General features: G+C 45.6%; 12 protein-coding genes. 4 read left to right on the forward strand and 8 right to left on the reverse strand.

What is annotated here, in order from left to right; genetic code table 11:
- The first annotated feature begins 43 nt into the window (after positions 1-43).
- The gene (locus JJD41_RS10060) at positions 44-1,603 is read left to right on the forward strand and encodes a slr1306 family protein (RefSeq protein WP_200665792.1); all 1,560 of its coding nucleotides are present in this window, start codon (positions 44-46) and stop codon (positions 1,601-1,603) included.
- 34 nt (positions 1,604-1,637) lie between these two features.
- Entirely contained in the window at positions 1,638-3,113 is a 1,476-nt protein-coding gene (locus JJD41_RS10065) for a GTP-binding protein (RefSeq protein WP_200665793.1), read from the forward strand.
- Here the strand turns inward: JJD41_RS10065 and JJD41_RS10070 are convergent.
- The gene (locus JJD41_RS10070) at positions 3,100-3,468 is read right to left on the reverse strand and encodes a hypothetical protein (RefSeq protein WP_234488575.1); all 369 of its coding nucleotides are present in this window, start codon (positions 3,466-3,468) and stop codon (positions 3,100-3,102) included. The genes JJD41_RS10065 and JJD41_RS10070 overlap by 14 nt on opposite strands.
- Positions 3,469-3,874: 406 nt before the next feature.
- The gene (locus JJD41_RS25305; protein ID WP_255547263.1) at positions 3,875-4,003 is read right to left on the reverse strand and encodes a hypothetical protein; all 129 of its coding nucleotides are present in this window, start codon (positions 4,001-4,003) and stop codon (positions 3,875-3,877) included.
- Positions 4,004-4,730: 727 nt separating this feature from the next.
- Here JJD41_RS25305 and JJD41_RS10075 point away from each other — a divergent pair.
- Entirely contained in the window at positions 4,731-6,632 is a 1,902-nt protein-coding gene (locus JJD41_RS10075) for a tetratricopeptide repeat protein (protein ID WP_200665795.1), read from the forward strand.
- A 203-nt stretch (positions 6,633-6,835) separates the two neighbouring features.
- Here the strand turns inward: JJD41_RS10075 and JJD41_RS10080 are convergent, their stop codons facing one another.
- The 5 genes from JJD41_RS10080 to JJD41_RS10100 form a co-directional block, all read right to left on the reverse strand.
- Positions 6,836-7,036 carry a hypothetical protein gene (locus tag JJD41_RS10080; RefSeq protein WP_200665796.1) on the reverse strand — a complete coding sequence of 67 codons (201 nt, stop codon included), beginning with the start codon at positions 7,034-7,036 and terminating at the stop codon, positions 6,836-6,838.
- 216 nt (positions 7,037-7,252) lie between these two features.
- A complete protein-coding gene (locus JJD41_RS10085; protein ID WP_200665797.1) occupies positions 7,253-11,032 on the reverse strand; it encodes a CHAT domain-containing protein in 3,780 nt (1,259 codons plus the stop codon).
- Between the two features lie 84 nt (positions 11,033-11,116).
- The gene (locus JJD41_RS10090; protein WP_200665798.1) at positions 11,117-11,905 is read right to left on the reverse strand and encodes a DUF1822 family protein; all 789 of its coding nucleotides are present in this window, start codon (positions 11,903-11,905) and stop codon (positions 11,117-11,119) included.
- A 4-nt stretch (positions 11,906-11,909) separates the two neighbouring features.
- Positions 11,910-12,605, reverse strand: coding sequence for a hypothetical protein (locus JJD41_RS10095; RefSeq protein ID WP_200665799.1), 696 nt, complete (start codon positions 12,603-12,605; stop codon positions 11,910-11,912).
- Between the two features lie 115 nt (positions 12,606-12,720).
- Positions 12,721-13,479 carry a hypothetical protein gene (locus JJD41_RS10100; RefSeq protein WP_200665800.1) on the reverse strand — a complete coding sequence of 253 codons (759 nt, stop codon included), beginning with the start codon at positions 13,477-13,479 and terminating at the stop codon, positions 12,721-12,723.
- A gap of 426 nt (positions 13,480-13,905) precedes the next feature.
- On the opposite strand from JJD41_RS10100, the gene JJD41_RS10105 reads away from it, so the two are divergent.
- A complete protein-coding gene (locus JJD41_RS10105) occupies positions 13,906-15,654 on the forward strand; it encodes an adenylate/guanylate cyclase domain-containing protein (protein WP_200665801.1) in 1,749 nt (582 codons plus the stop codon).
- Between the two features lie 75 nt (positions 15,655-15,729).
- Here JJD41_RS10105 and JJD41_RS10110 read toward each other — a convergent pair whose 3' ends face one another.
- The gene (locus JJD41_RS10110) at positions 15,730-16,407 is read right to left on the reverse strand and encodes a hypothetical protein (protein ID WP_200665802.1); all 678 of its coding nucleotides are present in this window, start codon (positions 16,405-16,407) and stop codon (positions 15,730-15,732) included.
- Positions 16,408-16,566: the final 159 nt, after the last annotated feature.

Genomic DNA, 16,566 nt, shown 5'->3' on the forward strand with positions numbered 1-16,566 from the left:
ATTGCTATCCGCTATCCAAGATTTAGAGATTCGGGAAAGACTCATGGCTGTCCAACTCCGGCGACCCCTGTTAATTGGCGGACTTACGTTGTCCTTTGGCTTGTGGCTGATGCAGAGTTTCGACGATGCACTTGCCGAAATGGGAGAACTCGGGGCGATCGTGGCGATCGCCCTCGGGGTGGGATGGTGGATGTTGGACAAGCCGAAACCTGTAGAACTTAAAGGAGTTAGGGCCGGATCGATCGATCGCGACGCCGTAGATCGGGCGATCGCCTCGGTGAGAACGATCCTCGATCGCGCCGCAGCCGAAGCGGCGGAAATTAAAGCAGAACGCCGCAAAAGTGAAAGTTCGAGCGAAATTGAGCGATTGCGCGACCGCCTCGCCGAACTGTCGGTAGAGGGTACCCTCGATTCCCTGACGATCGCGCTCGTCGGCGCCAAAGGAACGGGCAAAACTAAGCTACAGGAGGCGATCGCCCGCAGCCAACCGCCCGAGTTTCCCCCGATCCACTGGCTCGAAACTCCCGCCTTATTGACCGCCACAGACCCGGAAAGGGAGTTACAAGACAGCGAAACTTGGAAACAGGCGATCGCTGCGGATTTAGTCGTCTTTTTAACCCGTGGGGACTTGACCGAGAGCGAATATCGGATTGTGAAACAACTGCACGAGTCCGCCGCGCGATCGCTCGTCGTCTGGAATCAGTGCGATCGCGAAACGGAAGAACGACAGGCGACGATTTTGCAAAGTTTGCGCGATCGCCTCTCTCCCCTGCTCGGTTCCCCAGACGCGATCGCGATCGCCGCGTCCCCGAATCCGGTGAAAGTCCGCCAGCATCGCGCGGATGGGTCGGTTTCGGAGAAAATGGAAAGCCGCGCACCGCAGATCGCCCCCCTGCGGTCTCGATTAGAGCAGATTTGGGCGACGGAACGGCAACAACTGCACCTCGCCAAAACTTATCGGGACGCGATCGAGTTGAAATGGGAAGCACAAACCCAATTAAACCAACTGCGCCGCGATCGCGCCTTACCGATCGTCGAAAAATATCAATATATTGCGGCGGCGGCAGCGTTTGCGAACCCGGTCGGCGCCTTGGATTTACTGGCGACGAGTGCGGTTAGCGCCCAATTAATCGCCGATTTGGGCGAAATTTACCAGCAGAATTTTTCTCTCGACCGGGAGAAGGCGATCGCGCGGGCTTTAGCGGAACAATTGGTGAAATTGGGCATTGTCGAACTGTCGAGTCAAACCGTCGCCGCCATCCTCAAAAGTCATGCGGTGACTTACATCGCCGGGGGCGTGGTTCAAGGGATTTCCGCCGCCTATCTGACCCGCCTCGCCGGATTGAGCCTGATCGAATATTTCCAAGCGCAAGATGCGAGTCTCGCCAGCGAAACCGGGATGGAACAGTTGGCGAATACGGTCAAAGCGGTGTTCGAGCAGAATCGGCGGATGACGGTACTGCGCGGTTTCGTCGAGCAAGTGGTGGGGCGTCTGGCGCCGGAAAGCAAAAAATCGGCGAGCTTGAGCGCGCAAGTCGAAGCGTTGCAAGGGAACAGAAGCCGAGACGGGGCGATCGTGCCGAATCTCGAACCGACATCTTAAGTTTGATTTAGTCCACTCGTCTGTTACGGATTCCATGCCATCGAATATTCAGGATACCGATCTCACCCGCGCCCGTGCGAGCATCCGTCAGGCGATGTCGTGGTATTCCCACGTGCGTCGTCAGGCGTTACGTCATGGAGATATCGCCCAACAAGCGGCGATCCAGGCGCAGATCGATCGCCTCGACGAAACGTTACGCAAGCTCGATGCTGGGGTGATTCGGATTGCGGCGTTCGGCTTGGTGAGTCGCGGCAAATCGGCGGTTCTCAATGGGTTGATGGGGGAAAAGGTGTTTGCGACCGGACCCCTCCACGGGGTGACCCAGTGGCCGAGATCGGCGCGGTGGCAGGTCGCGGAGGGCTTGGAGGTGGAGGCGATCGACACGCCGGGATTGGACGAGATCGACGGACAGGCGCGATCGCAGATGGCGCGCAATGTGGCCCAGGCGGCGGATTTAATTTTATTCGTGGTCTGCGGCGATATCACGCGCACGGAGTACGAGGCGTTGTGCGAACTGCGGCGCAGCCAAAAGCCGTTATTGGTGGTGTTTAACAAGATCGACCTGTATCCGGAACAGGACCGTCAGACGATTTATCGCCAGTTGCAGGAGTTGGCGGCGGGTCGCGAGGGTCGCGGGCGAATGAGGGTCAGTGACGATTGGATTCCCTCGGAACCGGAGGAACGACCGACCCTTCCGGCGTCGGAGGATATCGTTATGGTGGCGGCGGATCCGGCGCCGTTGCAGGTTCGCACGGAATGGCCCGACGGTCGGGAGTCTTGGGAGTGGGAAACCCCGGGACCGCAAATTGAACAGTTGCGAGAGAAGTTGGTATCGCTGTTAACGGAACGGGGGCGATCGTTGTTGGCGATTAATGCGTTGGTGCAGGCGCGCGCGGCGCAAGAAATGTTGGCGGTCGGGGCGATCGAAGCGCGCCAGATGGAGGCGGAGCGCTTGATCTGGCGGTTCGCGCAATATAAGGCTTTAGCGGTGGCGCTCAATCCGATCGCCGTGTTCGATCTGTTGGGAGGGGCGATCGCAGATTTGGCGTTAATTCGGTCTCTGGCGCGCTTGTACGGCTTACCGATGACCGGGTACGAAGCGGGGAAACTCTGGCAGCAGATTTTAGTGAGTGGGGGCGGGTTGCTGTTGGGTGAGTTGGCGAGTGGTTTATTTTGGGGCTTTGGCAAAAGTGCGGCGGCGATCGTCGGCGCCTCGGGAGATGCGGGAGGCGTGATGGGCTATGCGGGAGCGGCGATCGCCCAAGCCTCGATGGCGGGATACGGTACCTACCGCGTCGGTCAAGCCGCTCAGGTGTATTTAGAGCGCGGTTGCACCTGGGGGCCGTTAGGAGCGAATACGGTGATTCGAGACATCCTCGATCGCGTCGAACCGGAAACGATCCTCGGTCGTCTGCGCCAGGAGTTGGAGCGCGAGTTAGTGGCGGACAATACCTCGGGGAATTGGACCGCAGAGGAAATCTCAGTAGAGAAAACTACTAATCTTTATTGACCGGATGCGGTGCGGGCGGTTTGGGAATCGGGGGTTTTTTAGGATGTCGTGCTTCGAGAATTGCATTTCTGAATTGGGCGACTTTTTCGGTTCTTTTATAAAAGATAATTAGGGTAACTTGACTGGTGTGTAAGACTAAATAACGTTGTTTGACAATAAAAGCCAAGATAATAAGGACGACTCCAACAAAAATAGTAAGTGTCGGGAGTCCCAGCCAAAATAGCCACCAAGTACATCCCTGTCCGATTTGAATGGCTTTCACTTCTCGAACGGGGATAAAAAATTCTTCATTTTCCAAGCCAAAAAAGCTATCGGAATAGGCTTGAACCATATCACCGTTCAGTCTGATTCTCATAGAACCGTTCGTTCTAATGGGAATCATACCGACAATTTTACCGGGGTTCCCATTGATTTGAGCGTTGCGATCGGATTGCATGAAATAATAGCCTCAAAATTTTTTATTTTTAGATTCCAGCATTTTCACTGTGCTATGCAAGACATTTAGATCCCCCTAAATCCCCCTCGCCAGGTAGGGGTTTGGTAACCAAACCCCTACTTTCCTTGTTCCCCCCGAAATCCCCCCAACCGCCCTTTGAAAGGGGGGCGAAGGGGGGCTAGGGGGATCGGCACTGTAGCTCATCAGACGCCCGAGTGCTGTATTTTTTTAAAGTTGAATGATGTTATAAATATTGACTTCTCTATTAACAGTTGCTCGAAAAACAGCAGATTTGGCAGAGAAGATATTAATATTTTATGGGTTCTCATCCATTTCCCCCTGTCGTTGGGTTGACCCAGAAACATCCGGGATCTTCTTGCGCGATCGCCCGATAACTGACGAGAAATGCGATCGCCGAACCCATTAATAGATATTGAAATCGGCTGTTTGACATTTTCTCAATTCCTCCGAACAAACCCTTAAGAAAACCTGGTGGCAGGGAATAAATCCCTGCACCAAGTAGGGCGGAACAAACTTGAAAAACCTAGATTGCTACGATGATTTGCAGCGATCGCGCTTGACGCTCAACCATCCCAAAGCGAGCAGCTTTTACACGAGTCGATCGGTCGGTCGTTGTGGGAACTTAGGAGCATTAAAGAGAGGAAAACGTCGATCGCGACTCCTTTTTATCTCATTCTGACTTCAACTCTAGCGCAGTCTTTCTCTTTTGGCAAGAAATTTATCTTATTTAATGAGATATCACAGATTCCTTCCGACTGAAAATCTCTTGTACTTCAGTCATTGCAAAGCATAGATAGAATGTTACCGACCCAATCCCATCGGTGATTTTCTCTGAAAGAGTTCCGAGGTCGAGGGTTGTCGCTCCCTCGCCGATCTTCAAGTGAATCGCATATAATGAGGTATAAATGAGATCGAGAAGCTTGCCGTAGGGTGGAAGAAGGGCTCGGCGCCTCGATATCTGGAGATCGACGATCGCAATTTTTAAAATCCCCGGCGCCGACCGTTATTGTAGTAAAGAATATTACCGATGGAACGATCGCGCGGTCGAGGGGAAGGATTTTGAATTCACGAGGGATGAAGGCAGACGACGGGAATGCAGGGCGCCGCGCCTCCCTACAAGGGGAACGGCTTGACTACTCAATTTAATAAACGGATTGACTATGAAAATTCCTCAAGAGTTTCTAACCACTGTCGCCAAGCGGGTCGGAGTGTCCGAAAACGAACTCGAAGTGCTCACCAGAGCCGTTGAAGGGCAGGCCATGACCGCGATTTCCCAACAATTGGGCGTTCGCAAGGATGCCTTACAGAAACGACTCGGTGAAGTTTACAAAAAATTTGAGATTCCGGGGTCGGGTCCGGGGAAGTTGGCAAAACTCGAACAACTCTTAATCTCAGAATATGAGAAACAAATGAGAAGTCGGGGTCAACAAGGCGTCTCGCCGACAGGTGCAAACACGAGCGGCGCCTCATCTCGGTGGGATTTAAGTGAAGCGCCAGAAGTCACCTCATTTTGCGGACGAAGCACGCAATTGCAAACCTTAGAACGCTGGATCGTAGCTGACAAATCCCCGGTTGTGGCAGTGGTGGGAATGGGAGGTGCGGGGAAAACGGCTTTAGTGCGGCAGGCGATCGCCAATTTCGGTCATTATTTTGATTGTATTGTCTGGCGGACGTTGAACGATCGCCGCGACATGGCAACCATTTTAGACAGCGCGATCTCATTTATTGGCGATCGAAAAGAGTCTGACGCCCTCGAATCTTTGCGATCCTCTCGCTGTTTGTTTGTTTTAGATGCTCTCGAACAAAGTTGGCGATCGCAACCAGAAGATTGCGAAGAAATTATTGATTTATTTCTCCAAAGTTCTCCCCAAAGTTGTTTATTACTAACCAGTTGGGATTGGCCATTAAACCATTCTAAGTTTGGCGATCGCTCCAGCGAAATTCGAGTTTTAGAATTGGGCGGCTTGAGCGAAAACGAAGCCCGAATGCTCCTGGAATCTTCCAGTTATCCCGATCTGTTACAGTCCGATCTGATTGCAGAATTAATTAATTTATATGGAGGCAACCCCTTAATTTTAAAATTAGTTGCCAACCATGCCGAAATTTTAGTTTCTGGAAATTTAGCCCAATTTATTAAATCAACGACATTCTCCGTTGGCCAACTCGTCCGTAAGTTTTTAGAAACCCACTATAACGATGAAATTCCCAGTTTGGCGATCGAGATTGCGAGTTGGTTGGCAGTGAATGGCGATCGCGCAATTTCTCTACAAGATTTACAGGCAAACGGCATTGTCGATCCCGATGAATTGTGGGAATCGGAACGGGCTTTAGAAGGGTTGGAAACGCACTCGATTGTCATTCAAGAACAGCGCCACAATCGAATGGGTTATTTTCGACTAAGTTCGCAAGTTACTCAAGAGATAACCCATCAACTTTTAGCAAAATACTTAAATAAAATTGGTCATAAAAGTTACACAGATGGAAATTTTAAAAGTGCTAAAACCGATCTAAAAAATGCCGTTCGCTATAACGAAGCTCTTGCTCCGGCACAATACAATCTGGGCGCCACTTACGAACATTTAGACTGTCGAGATGAGGCGATCGCCCACTATCGAGAAGCCGCGAAGCAACAAAATCGGGCAGCTTATGCCGCCATTAATAATTTAGCTCGATTGCAAATTTTAGAAGGACATTTAGACGAGGCGATCGCCCAACTTAAAATTGCATTAGAACGGGCGAGCGATCGCGTAGTTCTCGCTGCCTTACATAAAAATTTAGGATGGGGCTATTGGTTGCAAAATCATTGCGGATTGGCGTTCGACCATTTACACCAATCGATTGACTTAGAAGGCGATCGTCCGGCGGCTTATTATCTTTTAGCACAAGTTCTCGAAGCCAAGGGAGAATTAGAAGAAGCGATTGGTTATTGGAAAAAAGGATTGAAATCAGAGCGAGACAATCATAAAAAACATCCCAATACTTGGAATTTACCAGAATTGGAAATTTGGCAAATGATGGCACGGCAACGCTTGGGAACGCGATCGCCTGAATTCAGTAGTTAGATGTTTTAAAAATCATCTTGTATCAGGGAATCTATCTGAATTTATAGCTTATAATTTTCGCCGATTCTAGTAACTTATCTGCACGCAAATTACCAGAATCTAAAGACAGTTTGAACTGAAACATATCTACCGATCGAGTTATTTTTCAATTCAAACCGCCTCTAGATTTAAGCTTTGCGATCGCCAATGACAATCGCAAACATCTAATTGGGATCCACAATCGGATCGTCGTTCTCTTCGTTCGGGTCTGTCTTCGATGTCGTATTTTGGGCGATCGCTACCTCCTCAAAACGGGAAGAATCGCTAAAATAGGACGTAAAAATAGCAGACTCGGCGCGATCGCTAAAAACTACAGTTCCCGAACTGACAACGATCGCAACGGCAGACAAAACAACGTGAATCATCACTCGTTTCTCCTCGGTCATTTATAGAGTTATAGGGAGAAGCGAGTTGGCCAACTGCGCTTTTTAACTAACCGGGGTGAAACGAAAAAATTATGCAAATTCGGCGCAACTTTTTGCCAGAAAGCCCTCGGTTGAATCGCCGAAACCCTTCTGCACCGGGAGTTTGAGAGTATCAAAAAACTTTTGCCACTCCCCAGGGAGTGCAAACTTGCACCACTAACGCAATCCAGAACCGATAAACGCGGCCCAGTAAACCGGATGGGAAAACGGTTGCGGTTGTTCCGCCGTTTTTGCGATCGCCTGTTGTACTATTTTTTTGTTACGACGCGCCAGACTCGCTTTTTCGCTCAACTGCTTGTACATCCCGTCCCATTGTTCGTATTCGGGACTATCTGTAGCCGAAGCTTCTCGCTTGGCTTTGACCGTTTGACGCGCTTCATTCAAGCGTTTAAATTGTCCGTCGAACAACGCAATCATTTGCGGTTGATAAACCGTTTTTAGAGTTTCACTGTCGAGGGTTCTTAATGCTTTTTGGGCGCGCTGTAACGCTGCAACTCGACAAATTCCCTGCTGGCGATCGCGGTAATAAAACATAGAAAAAAGTGCGGTAGACAGATCGTTGACCGACCACAAGGTATTGACAACGTGGCGCGCCCCGGCACATAAAAAACCAGCCGCAAACGTGAGGGTATCGTCGGTAATTCCAGTCAGTGTAAACCCAGTTTCGCAACAAGAAAGAGAGACTTCGACGAGATCGGGAAACCGCCATCCCGGTGTCATCAATTGACCCAAAGTAATGTAACCGTTACCTAATTCTAATTTCGATTCTAAAGGGCGATCGAGTCGCGATGCGGCGTGATGGCTCAAATGAATGGCGTTGACTTGCGCGACCAATTCCCGGAAGTTTTCAACTGTTCCCTGTTGTCGTCCTCTGAGGCGAAATCGATTGGGAATTTGAAACAGTTCGGCAATATAGTGACATTCAAAATTCGTAAAAGCCAGATTTTCTCGCGTATCTTCAACCATCCCGTAGGTCGTTGAATCGGGAATACTAGGACGATTTTGACAGTAGTTTAAAATTTGGCAACTGGGGGCGTAGCGAATCAAGAATCGATCGCAAAAATAGTAATTTTCGGCGATAGGAAGGGCGCCTAAAGGAATTTGATGTAACAATAAATGAGGGATGATAATGAGTTCTTCAATTCCCTGAAGATGTTCGTCGATCAGGCGATCGATTTGCAGGCGTTCGGAAAGTTCGGTGAGTACAATAGGAATAGTATTTTGCCATTGTTCTCGCCATTGTTTTCGTTCTTCTTCTGATTTCGTGCGATCGCCACTCGCAATGTAGGGTTCTAACCACTGTTTAAACAACCATTGTTGTAAATTGTTCTTCCCTTGGGTCGGACAAAGCTGATAAGTTAGCCGATCTTTTCGGACGATAAAAATATAGGTATCTTCTTCGCTAACATAAAAACTGAGAAGCGCAATGGTTCGAGTTTTGACTAAAGCTTGAATCCGATCGAATCGGAGAGGTTCGATTTCTAATTCTCCCGCTAATACTGGATCGATATGTCTAAATTTTTTCCATATTTTTTGTTTTTCTAATTCTAATTGAGCGATCTGTTCTTGTATGTTAGAAGAGGTGCGATTGGCGAGCAGATCGAAGTGAGCGATCGCCGATCGCTCAAGTTGAGAATCGTTGAAAAAATAAAGGCGATCGATTTGTTCTTGTAGACGTTCGTAGTCTTGTAAATACTGTTTAATTTCGTCAGAAAGATATTGAGAACATAGGAGTTCTTGACTGGTGATTAAATCGGCGAGAAAACGCGATCGCGATCGCTCCAAAAACTCCACAGCTTTCTCAATATCGCCATGATGAATGCAGGCTTCTACAATTTTCGGATTGTTTCCGAATAATCGAATTAAAATCTCTTGGCGACGAGTATCATCTTTAATCCAAGAACGACTAATTTCGGCGCCTTTAACCGCCAATTCATAACCATAAATTGCTTTTTCCCACTGACCTAAGTCAAACGCTATATTTCCTAGAAGATTTCCGCAAACTGAAGCAGCATAAGGAAATGCATCGAGAGTAAAGACCTCTAAGGCTAATTCTAAATGAGCGATCGCCTCTTGAGATTTTCCTAATTCTTTGAAAAGATTGGCAAAATTTAAAATAATTTTTGCCCATTCCAGGGGAAAAGACTGTCGATTGTAAACCTTTAATGCATTTTCATAGTATAAAAAAGATTGTTGAATATTACTGTCTCGATGTCCTCGACTTCGACGAGTGTAAAACTGTCCTAAATTGTTTTGTAAATCGGCCCATTCTAATGAAAAATTTTCTTGGGTATAAACTTTCAAAGCTTTTCGGGCAGAATCGATCGCCAATTCTATATTTTCTGCAATCGATCCAGTTTTGCAAAGATTGTAAGCATTGGCTAAATTGAGATGAGTGCAAGCCCACATATAGGGAAAAGTCTTAGGAGTGTAAACCAAAAGCGCTTGTTGATAATGCTCGATTGCTCGCTCAATGGGTTGCGGTCTTGTTGTTAGTAATTGCTCGTAATAAGCATATCCTAAAGCATGTTGAACCGACGCCCACTTTTCCGGAAACAGTTCTTTCGTATAAACGGATAAGGCGGATTGATAAGCGGCGATCGCCCGCTCAAAATTTTCAATCAAATCCCCTTGAATGCGTTGGGAATAAACACGACCGAGTTCTAATTGAGCTTCTGCCCATTGTTCCGGGGCATCATTTAAACTTAAATTTTCAAAAATATCATTAATACAGTTGAGAGCCTTTTCTAAATTATCCGATTTATTTTGGCTTATATCTTCATAAGCTCGGGCTAAATTTACTTTAATTTTTGACCAATTGCCTAAGAAAAATTCAGGCAAAAATATATCTAAAGATAAGTTTGAATAATAAATTGATAATTCTAAATTAACAGAACGATCGCCTTGACGTCGTTTGAAATAAGCGATTCCTAAATTTTGTTGTACTTTTCCCCAGTCAACGGGATTTTTTTGGCGATCGTACACCGATAAAGCGGCTTCGCAACAGGCGATCGCCGTTTCAATATTTTCTAATATATTACCAAGGGGGCGATCGAGATAAATGGCACCTAAATTATGTTGGACAAATGCCCAAGTTTCTAAATTTTTTCTTTTATCGATAGTTTGTAAAACTAATTTAAGGTGGCCGATAGATTTTTCAAAATTTTCTGAAATATTGCCTTGTGGCTTAGCCACATAGGCGCTCGCTAAATTAATATTTAAAGTGATCCAATTATTAAGAGACTGTTCGGGAGTATGAATGGTTAAAGCTTGTTGATAACATTGAATGGCCCGATCGATATTACGGTTACGATCGCCCTGAAGGCGATCGATAAAACACAATCCCAAAGTATTTTGAACGATCGCCCATTCATCGGTATGACTGTCTCGACGATAAACGCGCAAAGTGAGATCGCAACAGGCGATCGCAATTTCGACAATATTGGCTCGATTTCCAAAAGGACACTGTAATAATAAATGACTTAAATCGTGAAATACTATTGCTAAAACTTCCTGTTTATCGGCTGAATATTTTGGAAATTCTCGATCGGCAAACAGATATAAAAATTCAACAAAATGGGTATCGAGGCGGTCTAAATATTGTTGTAAGAATCTAAAAATAGATTCACTTTCATTACCTCGATTTTTGACGATGTTAATTAGTCGATCTAGAAAATCAAGATCGCCTTCACGGAATTGGCTAGATTGACGATCGAGTTTTAATGATAGTTGAGAGGCTAACTCAAAACATAAATTTCCTAAATGAACTTCACCTTGTTTTACCTTTAAATTTCCAGCCATTTCTATAAATTCGATAAACCCGCGATCGAAGACATCCGATCGCATTTCCAAGAGGCGATCGATCTCGTCATCTCTCGAACATTGCAGTATTTGCATCAGTAAATTGGTGTAGGCATTTATTTTTCGTTCGTCCATGAAATCACCTCTCTCAGATTTGCGATCGATGGCGTGTAAAAACAACAAAAAATTACACTCTTAAAATAAGAAAAACCATCGGATTTAACCTTGCCAAAGGGTGCGAAGTTTTTCTAATAAGCTTTCGGCGAGGTCGAGAACTTCCCAATCGTCATCGGTATTTACGGGAGCATTGAGATTGCGATCGCCCGTCCCTACGATAACCGTTCCTAACAGTAAATCTTTAATTGCATAAGGTTGCTCGTCTTCGCTTTCCTGTCGATAAATGCGCTCTAACTGGGCGGCAATTTCGCTAATTTCTCGCCCTTCTAACCGATGGCAAACGTCGTGGGCGATCGGATCGTTTCCTTGTAAAAATTCTCTCGTACTTTCCAACCGAAATAAATAATCAATGAGATCGTCTAGAGATAATAAATCGCTGACAGCTAAAAAATCTGGGGTCGATGATTCGTCAAAACTCGGTAAAAAACCAAGTAAATTAGCGCCATTGAGTTCGTTACACAACTCAACGAGAATGTAGCCCAAACGATCGCCCGTCGCTTCTGGAGGTAAAGCAACGCAAGTTTCGCCTTCCCACAGTGGACGACATTCTAATTTACCGAGATCGGCGATCGTCAAATCGGCAATATCCCAGCGAGAACGCAAGATCGGATCGGCAAAATCTCCGGCCATCAAATCCGTTTCATACGCCAACCAATTCAAATAATAATTAACTGCAAAAATAGCAAGATTATTCAAATAAATTCGCTTTCCTACGGCATTTTTCTGCTCTTCTGATACAAAAGTTATCGATTGACGGACGAAATCGCGGGCGCGATCGTGGGCTTGTCTTCCGAGTGGAATGGTGAATAAAGAAAGGTCGGGACTATTCATCACGTTAACTTTCCGATTGATATCCGAGTTGTCGGGCGATCTCTTGTAATAACGGTCGGCAATTGCGTTCCCAATGGGATTTTAAAGTTTGATAGTTGATGCCAAATTCGCGGGCGATCGCCGTAAACTTCTCGGGAGGATATTTAAGTAACACGCGGCGGGCAATTTCTTGAGCGTTACATTGGGGATAGGCTTTTGGATGACATTGTTTTAACTGATTTTCTGGGTCGGTTTCGATGTATTGTTCTAGTTTGAGGGCGAGATTTTGGCGATGTTCGCGTTCGAGGGTTTGAATATAAATATCGAGTCCGTCCCGGGTGGGGCGATCGCCGGAGGAATCCGAAAGTAAATCCGCTAAAGTGATGCTTTTGTCTTCAGTTAAAGGAGCATCTAAACTCACTGAATCGCTTGAATTTTTAGCATATAAATCTTTAATTCGCCAATACAAATAACTATTCAACCATTGAACCGATCGCCGTTCGACATCGGGTTGAGTCCAGTCAAATTGATGGCAAATTTCTCGATTGACCCAAGTGAGGGTTTGATTGAAGGCATCGAGATAGTCCGGATGGGAAGATTTAGTGAGTCCGGGAAGACGGGCGATCGCCGCAATCAGGCGGTTAAAGGCTTTCCGTCTTTTAGGACTGGTGAGGGGGTGCTGACAAATTTCGGAAATCAGTTCCGCCAGCGATGAGTGCATAAATGTAAAAACGCTTTGTGGAATCAACTTTATTGTTGACTACAAAGCGTTTTAAATCAAGGGCGATCGCGGCGATCGGCGGATAGATTGAGGAAGTTTCTACATTTTTAAGTTTCTACATTTTGGAGATCGAGGATTTCTGGCGATCGTCAACCCAAATTTCCAATTGTTCGACGTAGCGACTCATATAAGAAGTCAGGGCATAAATAAAAGTGACAATGCCTACCATCTCTAATAACTCTTCAATATGAGTCATTACCGCATAAATCATTGCCGGAATAGGTTCTTGGGCGAGGATTGCATTGACATTTTGGGAAAAGTAATAGCCATTAATTAATTCCATGCCCAAGGTTCCCGATAGATACAGCCCTCCTGCCATGAAAAATAGCTTTTTAGTATGAGGGGGTAAATCTCGCAAAAACTTTAAGTAAACAAGGAAAAGCGTCGCCACCAGGGGAATCGCAACAATAACCCAAGCAAAAAAGAAAATTCCACTGGTGTTCAAATTCGCCCGTAACGGATCGGTGAGTAACTCATGAAAACTATTCCATTCGTCGATTGATAAAAATAGAAAAATCAGAGATAAAGCAAACCAATGTTTTTTATAGCGGTGGTTAGCTCGGGTATTTCCCAGTGCAATAATTGCCAAACAAATTGATGAAATTAATAGGAGTAAAGCAGAAAATAAACTGGGCAAATTTTTCTCGCGATCGAGGTGAAAGAAATCGACAAATAGATCGATATTATTCACATTTGGTGCAAATTTCAAGACAAAAAATTTGACGGCCAAACTTGCCAAACTTGCTAAAAATAAACCGACGGCTGTAATTCCCAACCATTTTCTAGCTTCTAGAGGAGAAATAACCAGTTTCATGCTAATTTTTTATCCTTTAATACGAAAAATTGACTGCGATCGCCCCATCAGCGATAAACAACGGTGAGTGAAAAATTGTCCTCGTCCATTTCGGAGAAGATCGGCATAATTGCAGCCGAATCTGGAAAACAGCAGAAAATTTAGGAAAAACTGACAAATAAAGCTGATTTGCTTGTTTTTTCCTTACAAAGGTTTGCCATCGCTGAGCTTGGTGGTCTGCTTGCAAGGCAGGAATGGAGAGATGATGCACGCTGCCGTCAGGTTATATCGCTTAAACTCCAATTAACCTCAATTTAACCTTAAGGCTTAAGATTGTCATCCCACGTCGAGAGGGTAGCGGACGGTTGACGGGTCGGCATTAGCAAGCAAGGGGACTCAAAAAATGTGATAATCCCAATGTCAATCTAGCTCTGGCCCCTCTTGCTTATGACTTTGCGAAGGAATACCCTGCTCGCCATCTCCATTACTTTGGGGAGTCTTGTTGGCGTGTTGTATTACACTTCTCGCACAATTCTGCTCGATGGTTTTACTAAATTAGAAGAACGGGAAGCTAAGCAGAATGTACAACGGGTAAGAGATGCGTTCTCAAATTATCTCGACGAATTCAAAAACTTGAATTTTCAATGGGGTATTTGGGATGAGACGTATAATTTTATCGAAACGAAAAATAGAGATTATGTGACGCGAAATTTAGGGGAAACTAATTTACTTTCTATTGGGGCAAATGCGCTATTATTTATTAATAAAAGCGGGGAATTAGTTTACGGGACGGCGTTCGATCTCGACGAGAAGAAAATTCTGCCTTTGAGTGCAGATATTTCCACCTATTTACAAGAGAATCAGTCTTTAGTTGAAAGTTATGAAGAGGCAATTCAAGGAATTGTGATGCTGGAAAGGGGACCGATGGCGATCGCCTCCGGACCGATTTTAACGAGCGATGGCGGCGGTCCGAGTCGTGGAACCTTGGTTCTCGGACGGAATTTAGATGCGGCAGAAATCCAACATCTGGCGGAACTGACCCATTTAGATATTACGGCTTACCGTCTCGATCGCGGTGAGGCGATCGGTTTGCCGCCAAAAAATGCGATCGATCCCGCTCGAATTGCGCTGCAATTAAGCTCTAGCGATCGCGAAGTGCCGATTTCCGTGGAAGCGCTCAACTCGGATATTATGGCAGGCTATACGGTTCTTAATGATATCTACGGCACTCCGGCGTTATTATTACAAATTAATATTCCTCGGGATATTTCCAAGCAGGGAGAAACAACACTCAATACGTTAATTATTACTTTATTCATTTTGGGAATAGGGTTTGGTATTTTAACATTATTACTTTTAGAAAGAATCATTCTCGCTCGCTTGACCCATCTGAGTAAGGACGTAGAAACGATCGGAACAGATAACGATCTTTCCCGTCGAGTTTCGATTCCCGGGAAAGACGAACTATCGAGTTTGGCGACTGCCATTAACTCGATGTTGGGAGCGATCGAATCGTCCACAGAGCAAGTTAAAATCGAACAACAAAAAGCCGAAAATCTTTTGCTGAATATTTTGCCGGAACCGATCGCCGATCGCCTCAAATTACAAGAAAATACGATCGCCGATAGCTTTGCCGAAGTGACGGTCTTATTTGCGGATATTGTCGGCTTTACCAAACTCTCCTCGGAAATTCCGGCGGCGGAATTAGTGGGTTTACTCAATGAAATTTTTTCGCGTTTCGATCGCCTAGTCGGTAAACATGGATTGGAAAAAATTAAAACAATTGGCGATTGTTATATGGTCGTCAGTGGCTTACCCGTTCCTCGCGAAGATCATGCAGAGGCGATCGCGGAAATGGCCTTAGATATGCAGGCAGAAATTGCCAAATTTAATCAAGAAGTGGATACGTCTTTGACTATGCGAATTGGTATTCATACCGGACCTGTTATTGCTGGGGTGATCGGTATTAAAAAGTTTATTTATGACCTGTGGGGGGATACGGTCAATATTGCGAGCCGGATGGAATCACACGGAATTCCAGGTTGTATTCATTTGTCTGAGGCAACCTATGAATGCTTAAAAAATCGAAATTATCTTTTGAAAGAACGAGGAACGATCGACATCAAAGGCAAGGGACAGATGAGGACTTATTTGTTAGAAGGGAGGAGCGGCGATCTCGTTCAACTCAGCCAATAGTCGCTTGAAAATACAGCCCGATCTAGGCGAGGGCTTTGGCGTTCAAAGAAACAGTAGCAATAGCTTAACTTTTCTTTAAAAATCGTATTTTCTCAAATAGCGAAGAATTAACTGTTCGCCACAGTGCAGAAAATAAATAAACCAGCTTACAATTCCCACAAGTTTCGTGCCATCTTCAAGCAACAGTCGGATATCGTCGTGAATTCCCAAAAAGTCCGGTCTGAGTCTACTGAGAAGATCGATAAAAATCGAGAGTCCGAAGAAAAATAGAGGAGTCACGAGTAACAGATATTCGGTTTGCAGAATAACTCTGAAAAATTTGACGAGATAGAAGGACAGAAAGAGGGCATAACTTAATAAAACTAATTTTTCTGGGATGCCAATCGCCGGAAATATATCTTCGTGTAATACAAAAGCATCGTCGATTCCGAGGATGAGTGTGAAAATGGCTGAAATGAGAAAAAACCGTTTTATGGGATCGGTTCGGGGGAAATTGGAGACCACTTTATAACTCAGCAAACAAATTCCAGTAGTCCCAGACCAAAAAAATATACCGATTTGGGATAAAAATCCAGCATGGGCGGGCAGGTTGGCAATCACCGATAAATCTCTGGATAAATGCCCCATCGGGATATTGTGGTGGTAGTACAGAAATAAAACGATTTTGATGAAAACCGTACAGATACCCAAAGCTAACAGAATAAACAGATAGCTTTCTTTCCAGTGCCTGCCTAATATAGATAATAGTTTCATTTTAGCGATTGGTTGTTAATGTATCGATTGTCGCGGCTTTGTCGCTTATCCATTGGCTTGCAACTTGCGAAGCGCTTGCGCTTCCATCCAATGAAATCACGAGTAGATTGAACCCTTTAGCCCGAGCTTCCCGATCGTCTTCGATGCCCTATGCGATCG

The organism is Oxynema mangrovii CENA135, from assembly GCF_016632315.1.
GTDB classification, from domain to species: Bacteria; Cyanobacteriota; Cyanobacteriia; order Cyanobacteriales; family Laspinemataceae; genus Oxynema; species Oxynema aestuarii.

What these genes read in the sequence shown, in the direction of transcription:
- JJD41_RS10060 (WP_200665792.1), top strand. Translation starts at nt 44, where the DNA reads ATGGCTGTCCAACTCCGGCGACCCCTGTTAATTGGCGGACTTACGTTG.
- JJD41_RS10065 (WP_200665793.1), top strand. Translation starts at nt 1,638, where the DNA reads ATGCCATCGAATATTCAGGATACCGATCTCACCCGCGCCCGTGCGAGC.
- JJD41_RS10070 (WP_234488575.1), bottom strand. Translation starts at nt 3,468, where the DNA reads ATGAGAATCAGACTGAACGGTGATATGGTTCAAGCCTATTCCGATAGC.
- JJD41_RS25305 (WP_255547263.1), bottom strand. Translation starts at nt 4,003, where the DNA reads ATGTCAAACAGCCGATTTCAATATCTATTAATGGGTTCGGCGATCGCA.
- JJD41_RS10075 (WP_200665795.1), top strand. Translation starts at nt 4,731, where the DNA reads ATGAAAATTCCTCAAGAGTTTCTAACCACTGTCGCCAAGCGGGTCGGA.
- JJD41_RS10080 (WP_200665796.1), bottom strand. Translation starts at nt 7,036, where the DNA reads ATGATTCACGTTGTTTTGTCTGCCGTTGCGATCGTTGTCAGTTCGGGA.
- JJD41_RS10085 (WP_200665797.1), bottom strand. Translation starts at nt 11,032, where the DNA reads ATGGACGAACGAAAAATAAATGCCTACACCAATTTACTGATGCAAATA.
- JJD41_RS10090 (WP_200665798.1), bottom strand. Translation starts at nt 11,905, where the DNA reads ATGAATAGTCCCGACCTTTCTTTATTCACCATTCCACTCGGAAGACAA.
- JJD41_RS10095 (WP_200665799.1), bottom strand. Translation starts at nt 12,605, where the DNA reads ATGCACTCATCGCTGGCGGAACTGATTTCCGAAATTTGTCAGCACCCC.
- JJD41_RS10100 (WP_200665800.1), bottom strand. Translation starts at nt 13,479, where the DNA reads ATGAAACTGGTTATTTCTCCTCTAGAAGCTAGAAAATGGTTGGGAATT.
- JJD41_RS10105 (WP_200665801.1), top strand. Translation starts at nt 13,906, where the DNA reads ATGACTTTGCGAAGGAATACCCTGCTCGCCATCTCCATTACTTTGGGG.
- JJD41_RS10110 (WP_200665802.1), bottom strand. Translation starts at nt 16,407, where the DNA reads ATGAAACTATTATCTATATTAGGCAGGCACTGGAAAGAAAGCTATCTG.